A 9128-nucleotide genomic window follows, 5' to 3' on the forward strand; every position below is an offset into this window, starting at 1 on the left:
CTTCCCGGCCGACCACGGGGTGCGGCCCCACGGTTTCGCGACCGACAACCACGCCTGGAACGCGAGGGCGCTGATCATCAGAGCGGTGCCCGCGATCATCGGTCCCGCCGGTCCGGACGTGCCGTCGCGGGCGGCGGCCACCGAGCCGTTCAGGCCCGCCGACAGCAGGAGGATCCCCAGGTTCACCTGGACCACGGTGAGGACGAACTTGATCGCCACCCACCAGTAGCGCAGGAATCCCCACGGCGTCGCCGCCGCGAGGAGAAAGCCCGTGAACGCCGACGCGTTGGCCAGCGGAGCGAGCAGCGTGCCGTCGAGGTGCTGCGCCATGGTCGTGCCGGCCACCCGCACGGCGGGATCCACCGCGGTGCGGCTCAGCGTCAACAGGACGAGCAGCGCGAGGGCCTGGCCCATCCATCCCACGGACGTGACCACGTGCAGCCACACCGTCGCCTGCCGCCACCGCTGCCCCGGACGCTTCGCCATATGGTCTACTGTCGTCCGGCAGGCGCCGCAGGGTAATCCGGGATCACCCGGAGAATCCCCCTGAAATCCGGTGCCCCGGGTTCAGCCGTGCTCGATGTACGACTCGAGTTGGTCGCGTTCGCACTGCAGTTCGTCGATCCGGCTCTTCACGATGTCACCGATGCTGACGATGCCCACCAGGTGGCCGTCCACCACGACGGGCAGGTGCCGGATCCGGCGTTCGGTCATGGTCTCGGCCAGGCTGTTCACCGTGTCGGTGGGCAGGCACGTGGACACCGTCGTGCTCATGATGTCCCGGACACGGGCGTCGAGCAGGGCGGGACCGTGCTGGTGGAGCCGGCGCACGACGTCGCGTTCGGAGACGATGCCGATCACGGCGTCGCCCTCCACCACGACGAGGGCGCCCACGTTGTGGCGGGCGAGTTCACCGATCATCTCGTCGACCGAGAGGTCCGGATCGACCGTGGCCACGACCGGCCCCTTGTTCCGCAGCACGTCCGCGATCCGCATCCGGGCACCCCGATCCATCCGCTCCCAGTCATCCGCCGTGACGGCGATCGATGGTTGTCGATCTTATTCCTGCAGGTCGACGAGACCCCGTGTGGTTATCCAGTCGTGACTCGATGGGCCGTACCGCGCGTCGGATCGTTATCCGGTGGCGTCGCCCATCACCGCGCCCTCGCGACGGGGGTCCGCGCCGCCGACCCATCCCGACTCGTCCCGGCGGAGCGCACTCAGTCCGCTGGACTGCGGGAGCACCGCCACCTGATGGCCTCGCGCGCGCAGCTCGGCCACCAGCGGATCGCGTGCGCCGTCGTCGCTGCCGTCGATCGCCGGATGCTCGCCCCCGACCCCGGTGACCGGGGTGTTCGCCGCGCCGAACGCCACCGCCGACACCGCCTGCTGCGGGTCCAGGCCCCAGTCGAGCATCCCGACGAGCGTCTTGACCACGTACTGGATGATGACGGAACCGCCCGGCGAGCCGACGACGATGCGCAGGTCGCCGCGGCTGCCGTCGGGATTGCGATCGAAGACGAGCGTCGGCGCCATCGAACTGCGCGGTCGCTTGCCCGGTTCGACGCGGTTGGCCACCGGCACCCCGGCCTTGTCCACGGGTTCGGCGGCGAAGTCCGTCAGCTGGTTGTTCAGCAGAAAGCCGTCGACCATGTGGAACGACCCGAACGCCGATTCGATCGTCGTGGTCATCGAGGCCACGTTGCCGTATTCGTCGGCGATGGAGATGTGGCTGGTGCCGTGTTCGCGGTCCTGTGGTGGGGTGCCCAGGGGCACCGGCCCGAAGTCGCCGGGTTGTGCCGTGCCCATGCTCCGGCCCGGGTCGATGAGGCCCGCACGCCCGCGCAGGTAGTCGTCGTCGAGCAGCGTCTGCGGCGAATTGCCGGGCAGGGGAACGAAGTCCGAGTCCGCCACGTACTTGTCGCGGTCCGCGTACGCGAGGCGCTCGGCCTCGGAGATCAGGTGCACGGCGTCGGCGGTCGGCTCGCCACCGTTCTCGTCGACGTCGGTCGGTCCCAGCGCGGACAGGTCGAAGTTCCCGAGGATGCCCATCGTCGCCGCCACCGCGATCCCGCCCGAGGACGGGTTCGGCATGCCACAGACCTCGTGCGCCCGATACGGCGTGCAGAGGGGGGTGCGCTTCTTCACCTCGTAGCCGGCGAGGTCGTCGACCGTCATCGTCCCGGGGGTGCGGCCGCCCGCCTCGGTGGCGGTGGCGTCGACGATGTCCCGGGCGAGGGCTCCGGTGTAGAAGGCGTCGGCGCCGCCGGACGCGATGGCGCCGAGCGTCTTCGCCATGGCCGGGTTGACCAGGACGGTGCCCGCGGTCTTGGGCGTGCCGTCGGGGTTCAGGAAGTACGCCCGCGCCTCGTCGTCGACGGCGAGGTCGGGTGCCGAGTCGGCGATCGACTCGGCCATCCGGTCGCTGATCACCACCCCGTCGTCGGCGAGGGAGATGGCCGGGTCGAACAACCGGGCCCACTCCGTGCCCCCGTGTTCGCGGTGCACCTCCTCGAGCAGGCGCACCACTCCGGGCACCCCGATCGAGCGGCCGCTGGCCTGGGCGTCGGGCCGGGGCGCGGTGCGGTCGGTGTCGCTGATCCAGCGCAGGTAGTTCTCGGTGGCCGACATCGGTGCCGTCTCCCGGCCGTCGTACGCCTGCACCTGCCCGGTCTCCGCGTCGTAGTAGAGCAGGAAGGCGCCGCCGCCGATCCCCGACGACTGGGGCTCCACGAGCCCGAGCACCGTCTGCGCGACGACCAGCGCGTCGGCGACGGTGCCGCCGTCGCGCAGCACCTTGCACGCCGCCTCCGTCGAGACCGGGTTGGCGGTGGACACCGCGTACGACGCGGTCGTCACCGCCGTCATGTCGTCGCGGTAGCCGGTGGCGACCTCGGGGTTTGTGGCCAGGTCCCTTTCGGACGTCGAGGGGGCGGGCGGGGCGGCGGACAGCGGGGTGCCGTTGGGGACGTGGATGCATTCGGCGGTCCCCGACGAGTCGTCCCCGGCCGACGTGCAGGCGCCGAGCAGCGCGACGGACAGTGCCGCGACGATCGCGACGCGGATCGTGGAGCCCACCTTCGCCACCGGTGTCATCTCGCCGACGGTAACAGCGGCCACCGGTGCCCGAAGTGCTTCCCGCGAGATCCGTTTCGGCCGGGCCGTCGTGCCGGGCCACCGCGTCCAGCCGCGAACCTTCCGGTCACCCGCGTGCGGCACGACTGTTGTGTGTGGCCGATCGGCGCGCGGCTGTGGAGCGTATCCGCTATCCCAGCAGCACAATTCCGGTGAGGGCGATCGCCGAGACCCACACCGTGGATGCGGCGGCGAGCGCGAAGGGCCGCCAGCCCACGCCCCGCAGGACGTCGATGCGTACGGCGGTGCCGAGCGCGAACATGGCGGCGGTGAGCAGCGCCGTCTGCGCGAGCCGGGCGACGTCCAGAGCCGGGTCGGGGAGCAGGCCGGTGGCGCGCAGGGCCACGCAGCCGAGGAAGCCGAGCAGGAACAGCGGCACCAGCGGGGGCCGCCGCATTTCGGTCTGCTCGCGGCTGCGGCGGCGGGACACCGCGCCGATCCAGGCGACCACGGGCGCGAGCATCGCGACCCGGGCGAGCTTCACGGTCACGGCCACCGCAAGGGCACTCGCGCCCAGCGCCCCGGCGTTGCCGGCGTCCACGGCTTCCCCGGCGGCGACAACCTGCGCCACCTCGTGGATCGCGGCGCCGGCCCACATGCCGGCCTGGGTGGTGTCGAGTCCCAGCGCGGAGGCCGCGAGCGGCAGGCCGGGGATCATGGCGGTGCCGAAGACGACCACCAGTGCGACGGCGGTGACCACGTGCTGCTTGCGAGCGTCGACGACCCCGTCCACCGCGGCGACGGCGGCGGCGCCGCAGATCGAGAAGCCGCAGGCGACGAGCAGGCGCTGCGTCCAGTCGAGCCCGAGGATCCTGCCCAGTGCCATCGTTCCGGCGATGCCGCCGACCACCACGGCCACGACGAGGCCGAGCACGCCCCAGCCGAGGGCGAGCACGTCGGTGACGAGGAGTTGCAGACCGAGGAGGGCGACCCCGATCCGGAGCAACCGGCGCGAGGCCACGGCCAGGCCGGGTTCGGTGGACGCCGGGAGCGAGGTCGTGTTGGCCAGGAGTGCGCCGAGGACGATGGCGATCAGCAGGGGGCTGATGCCCCCGGCGAGCCGGGCGGCGACGAGGGCCGCCGCTGCCGCCGCGGCACAGACGGCGAGTCCCGGAAGCGGAGCGCGCAGGCGTACCGCGGCCGGGGCCGAGAGCGCCTGGAGAGAAGTGGCCATGGTCTCCACCCTGGCGGGTGGCGCGCGTCGCGGATAGACGGTGTTTCGGCATCACCTCATATCGATTCGATATGAGACAGGGCCGCGGTAGGCACGGCCGCGCCGCCGCGAAGCGAACTTCATCGCCGGTGTGCGAGCGCCCGCACCGCGACGTCTCCCACGGTCTGCAGCGCCTGCACGAGCACGATCAACACCACCACCGCGACCATCAGGACCGGGGTGTTGAAGCGCTGGTACCCGTAGACGATGGCGAAGTCGCCGAGCCCGCCGCCGCCGACGACCCCGGCCATCGCGGAGTAGCCGACCAGCAGAACCGCGGTGAGGGTGGCACCGGAGATCAGAGACGAAAGCGATTCGGGAAGAAGTACTTTGGTGACGATCTGCCGGTTCGAGGCCCCCATGGCCCGGGCCGCGTCCACCCGCCCACGCGGAACCTCTCGCAGCGCGCTCTCGACGATGCGGGCAAAGAACGGGATCGCGCCGATCGTCAAGGGGACGAGCGCGGCGGTCGGCCCGATCGCAGTCCCGACCACCAGACGGGTCACACCGATCAGCGCGATCAGCAGGACCAGGAACGGCAGCGAACGGAACACGTTGACCACGGCCCCGACCACGAGATACAGCGTGCGGATCGGGCGCAGCCCGTCCGGCGCGGTCACGTGCAGCAGAACACCCACGAGCACCCCGCCCACGACGGTGAGGAGGAAGGCGACGCCCACCATGTAGAGGGTGTCGAGCGTGGCGGCCCACACCTCGGGCAGGGCGTCGAACCAGCTGAGTTTGTTCATGCCCCGACCCTCGCCACGACGCCGGTCGTCCACGCGACGGTGACGTCGGGCAGGGCGGCGAAGAATCGGTCCACCGCGTCGCGATCCACGTCGCCGTCGAAACGCACGTGCAGCTTGCCGATGTCGGTACCGGCGACACGGTCGACCCGGCCGCCGACGACCGCGACGTCGACCCCGACGTCGCGGGAGAGCCGGGACAGCCACGGCGTGGCGACGGCAGAGCCGCGGGCGGTGACGAGCGCGGTCACGTCCCCGTTCTGCTCGCCGACGCCCGCCGGCAGCAGCGCATCACCGAGGCGGGAGACGGGGTCGGCCACGAGATCGGCCACGGGACCGGATTCGACGATGCGGCCCCCGTCCAGCAGCGCCGCCGACGTGCAGATCCGGCGCACCACGGACAGCTCGTGGGTGACGACGACGATGGTGACGCCGAGGGTCCGGTTGACGGTCGCGATCAGATCGAGCACCTGCTCCGTGGTGGCCGGGTCGAGGGCACTGGTCGCCTCGTCGCACAGCAGGACGTCGGGCTCGGCGGCGAGTGCGCGCGCGACGCCGACGCGCTGCTGCTGCCCGCCGGACAACTGCGAGGGGAAGGCGTCCCGCTTGTCGGTGAGCCCGACCAGCTCGAGCAACGTCTCGGCCCGGTCCCGTCGCTCCGTCCTCCGTACGCCGGCGACCTCGAGCGGAAACTCGACGTTCGCGCGGACGGTGCGGGAGTGCAGGAGGTTGAACTGCTGGAACACGGTGCCGATGCGGCGACGGGACCCGCGCAGCCGGCCTTCGGACAGGTGCGAGAGGTCCTCGCCGCGCAGGAGGATGCGTCCGCTCGTGGGGCGTTCCAGCAGGTTCAGGCACCGCAGCAGCGTGGACTTGCCGGAACCGCTGGGGCCGACGATGCCGAAGACCTCTCCCTCGTCGATCCTCAGGTCGATTCCGCGGAGTGCGTCGATCGTGCCGGTGCCACCCGTTGCCGGGTACGACTTGGTGAGTTCGTCGACGACGATCACGCGCCGACCTCGTGGACGGGTACGACCGCGCCGTCGTAGTTCTCGGCGATCCAGGCGGCGACCTCGGGCGACTCGAGGGCGTCCGCGAGGGCGGTGACGGCGGGATCGGACGCATCCTCCGATCGCACCACGAGGATGTTCTCGAACGGGTTGTTGTCGACGGATTCCCGGACGATGCTGTCGTCCGCGGGGTTGAGCCCCGCTTCGAGCGCGTAGTTCGAGTTGACGACCGAGGCCGTGATCGCCGGATCGTCGACGGTGCGCGCGAGCTGCGCGCGTTCGAGCTCGACGAACCTCAGGTTCTTCGGATTCGAGACGATGTTCGCGGCAGTGACCGTCGCGATGTCCGCTTCGGACAGCGGCTTGTCGAGTTCGAGCAGGCCCGCCGACTCCAGGAGGTAGAGCGCACGCGCGAAATTGGTCGTGTCCTTCGGCAGCGCGATCGTGTCGCCGTCCTTCAGATCCGCGACCGCGGCGATCTTGTTCGAGTACAGGCCGAGCGGTTCGAGGTGTACGGCGGCGACCGACTCGAGGTTGTCCACGCCCTTCTGCTGCTGCCAGTCGGCGAGGTACGGGTGGTGCTGGAAGAAGTTGGCGTCGACGTCACCGGCTTCGAGCAACTCGTTCGGGTCCACCTCGCCGGTCACGGGCTTGATGTCGAGGACGACGTCGCCGAGCGCACCGGATTGCCGCACGTGTTCCAGGATTTCGACGTGCGGTGTCGCGGAGGCGGAGATCACGAGCGTGTCCTCACCGGTCCCGGAGGCGGAGCAGGCGGCCAGCCCGGTGGCCAGGGCGACGGCGGAGACCACGGACAGGGTGCGGCGCAGAGTCATTCGGAGTGTTCGCTTTCGTCGAGATCGCCGGGCTGGCCGGCGAGGAGGGGGGAGTTCGAGAGGTCGGCGTGATGGCGCTCGGTGACGTTGGGGTGGGCCCGCAGCCGTGACTTGAGCGCGTTGAGCCCGTACACGGCGTGCAGGGCGTCACCGTGCTCGTCCGCACCCACCCCGCGGGCCTCGGCGGCGAGTGCGCCGGGCAGCGGCACATGCGGCAACGCCTGATCCAGTGCGGGATTGAGGAAGAACGGCAGGGATACCCGGTCGGTGCCGGGAGCCGGCGGAAGGACCCGGTGCGTCGTCGCCTTCAGGTAGCCGCCGGTGGCCAGTTCGAGGAGTTCGCCGATGTTGACGACGAAGTGTCCGGGCAGGGGTTCGACGTCGACCCAGGTGCCGTCGATCTCCACCTGGAAGCCGGTGCTTCCGGGTTCCGGATAGAGCAGCGTGAGAACTCCCACGTCCTTGTGGCTGCCCACACCCTGTCCGGTGATCGATCGGTCGTGGCCCGGGTACCGCACGATCTTCAGCAGCGGATCGGGGTCCGCGAACGCGCCGTCGAAGAAATCGGCTGGTGCGGAGAGGGATTCGGACCATGCCCGGAGGAGCCGGCGGCCGACCGCGCCGGCCTGCTCGATCCACTGCAGCGCGAGCGTCCGCAGCTGCGGCACCCGGCTCGGCCACAGGTTCGGACCGTGCAGCACCTCCCACGGCCGCTGGGGGTCGAACTGTGCCACCGGAGCCCGTTCGGGACCGATGTCGAGTTGCTCGCGCCAGTCCACATATCCCTGGGTTCGTTCACCCCCGACGCGGGTGTAGCCGCGGAAATGAGGCGAGTGGGAGTTCTCGATCTCCAGCTTCACGGGGTCGGGCAGGGCGAAGAACGCGCGTGCCGCCGCGATCAGCCGGTCGGCGAGGGCCGGGTCGATGCCGTGGCCGGCCAGGTGGAAGAAGCCGACCTCGTGCGTGACCCGGCGCAGCCGGTCGAGCAGGGCGGCCCGGGTGGCGGCATCGCCGTCGAGGCCTGTGAGGTCGACGACGGGCAGGGTGGTCGAGGGAGGCATCGCAGGGAGTCCTTTCGGGCCACGTCGAGCGCCGGGTGCCCGGGAAACGGGCAACGCGGCGCCGGCGGCCGGAGGAGATGTCGGTATCGGGAGACGCGGGTGCGTCCGGTGGGACGGCTGTCAGCGACAACAACACGCCGGGGCGTGCGTGCCCACGACGCGTGCGATCACGACCTGCGCGTGACTGGTGCCGACCATCTTTCCTCCGATGGGCCGCGGGCGCGGCCCGTTCGTGGCGGGAATCCGCCCTCGGTGCTGCCGGACGGTCACGCTATCCAGTGGACGGGTCTCGGACAACCCACGCCCTTTCGGGCGGGTCCGACCTGCACCGATTTCGGATCACGACGATCGCAATCCTGGTCCGCACCCCGGTGCACGGCTACCGTGACGCCGATGCCGAGACGACGACGGCGACGTGTCCGGCCGGGCGCAACGGTTCCGATCACCTCGAGGACAACCCTTCACGGACGCCCACCGGGACGGCAGACTCTGTAGTTCGTGCGCTTCCAGATCCTCGACATCATCTTCAACCCGCCGCATCCGGTCACCGGCGACGTCGTCGCTCCCGCGGAGCGCCTGAACCGCGTCGTCGAGATGGCCGTGCTCGCCGAGCAGCTCGGCATCGACAGTTACTCGGTCGGCGAACGTCATGCCGGCGACGTGCTCTCGTCCAGCCCGACCGTCGTCCTCGGTGCCATCGCACAGGCCACCGAGCGGATCCTGTTGTCCACGGGTGTGACCGTGCTGTCGGTGCTCGATCCCGTGCGCGTCGCCGAGGATCTGTGCACCGTCGATCAACTGAGCCGGGGCCGCCTCGAGATCGTCATCGGCAAGGGCAACGAGGTGCTCCAGTACCCCCTGTTCGGCCTCGACATCGGCAAACAGTACGACTACCTCACCGAGAACTACGAACTGCTGCGCCGGCTGCTGCGGGAGGAACACGTCGACTGGTCGGGTGAGTACCGAGCGGCACTCGCCGATGTCACGACGCTGCCCCGCCCGTTCGACGGGCCGTTCCGCATCTGGCACGGCTCCGCCACGTCGGCGCGCGCAGTGGACCTGGCGGCGAAGTGGGGAGACCCGATCGTGACGGCCAACGCCCTGCAGCCCCGGGAGAACTACAAGGT

9 protein-coding genes are annotated in these 9128 nt (G+C 70.6%); 1 reads left to right on the forward strand and 8 read right to left on the reverse strand.

Annotated features, from left to right (window positions below):
* The 8 genes from AIIKEEIJ_RS08880 to AIIKEEIJ_RS08915 form a co-directional block, all read right to left on the reverse strand.
* Positions 1-486 (reverse strand): hypothetical protein (locus AIIKEEIJ_RS08880; RefSeq protein ID WP_161995479.1); only part of this gene is annotated, 486 nt, incomplete at its 3' end.
* A gap of 81 nt (positions 487-567) precedes the next feature.
* Entirely contained in the window at positions 568-996 is a 429-nt protein-coding gene (locus AIIKEEIJ_RS08885) for a CBS domain-containing protein (RefSeq protein ID WP_029546697.1), read from the reverse strand.
* 138 nt (positions 997-1134) lie between these two features.
* Positions 1135-3096, reverse strand: a complete 1962-nt coding sequence (gene ggt, locus AIIKEEIJ_RS08890; protein ID WP_161995480.1) for a gamma-glutamyltransferase — start codon at positions 3094-3096, stop codon at positions 1135-1137.
* Positions 3097-3265: 169 nt separating this feature from the next.
* On the reverse strand, positions 3266-4309 hold the full coding sequence (locus AIIKEEIJ_RS08895; protein ID WP_124258562.1) for a YeiH family protein: 1044 nt from the start codon (positions 4307-4309) through the stop codon (positions 3266-3268).
* Between the two features lie 119 nt (positions 4310-4428).
* Entirely contained in the window at positions 4429-5097 is a 669-nt protein-coding gene (locus AIIKEEIJ_RS08900; protein WP_161995481.1) for a methionine ABC transporter permease, read from the reverse strand.
* Positions 5094-6104: a methionine ABC transporter ATP-binding protein gene (locus AIIKEEIJ_RS08905; RefSeq protein ID WP_161995482.1), complete on the reverse strand. Its 1011-nt coding sequence runs from the start codon at positions 6102-6104 to the stop codon at positions 5094-5096. The genes AIIKEEIJ_RS08900 and AIIKEEIJ_RS08905 overlap by 4 nt, the downstream gene beginning before the upstream one ends.
* Positions 6101-6940 carry a MetQ/NlpA family ABC transporter substrate-binding protein gene (locus AIIKEEIJ_RS08910; RefSeq protein WP_006943671.1) on the reverse strand — a complete coding sequence of 280 codons (840 nt, stop codon included), beginning with the start codon at positions 6938-6940 and terminating at the stop codon, positions 6101-6103. The genes AIIKEEIJ_RS08905 and AIIKEEIJ_RS08910 overlap by 4 nt, the downstream gene beginning before the upstream one ends.
* A complete protein-coding gene (locus AIIKEEIJ_RS08915) occupies positions 6937-8001 on the reverse strand; it encodes an isopenicillin N synthase family oxygenase (RefSeq protein ID WP_161995483.1) in 1065 nt (354 codons plus the stop codon). The genes AIIKEEIJ_RS08910 and AIIKEEIJ_RS08915 overlap by 4 nt, the downstream gene beginning before the upstream one ends.
* A gap of 498 nt (positions 8002-8499) precedes the next feature.
* Here AIIKEEIJ_RS08915 and AIIKEEIJ_RS08920 point away from each other — a divergent pair.
* The coding region (locus AIIKEEIJ_RS08920; protein WP_161995484.1) for an LLM class flavin-dependent oxidoreductase at positions 8500-9128 on the forward strand (629 nt) is incomplete at its 3' end.

Origin of the sequence: Rhodococcus sp. YH1 (genome assembly GCF_009939605.1) — a bacterium.
Taxonomy (GTDB): Bacteria; Actinomycetota; Actinomycetes; order Mycobacteriales; family Mycobacteriaceae; genus Rhodococcus; species Rhodococcus aetherivorans.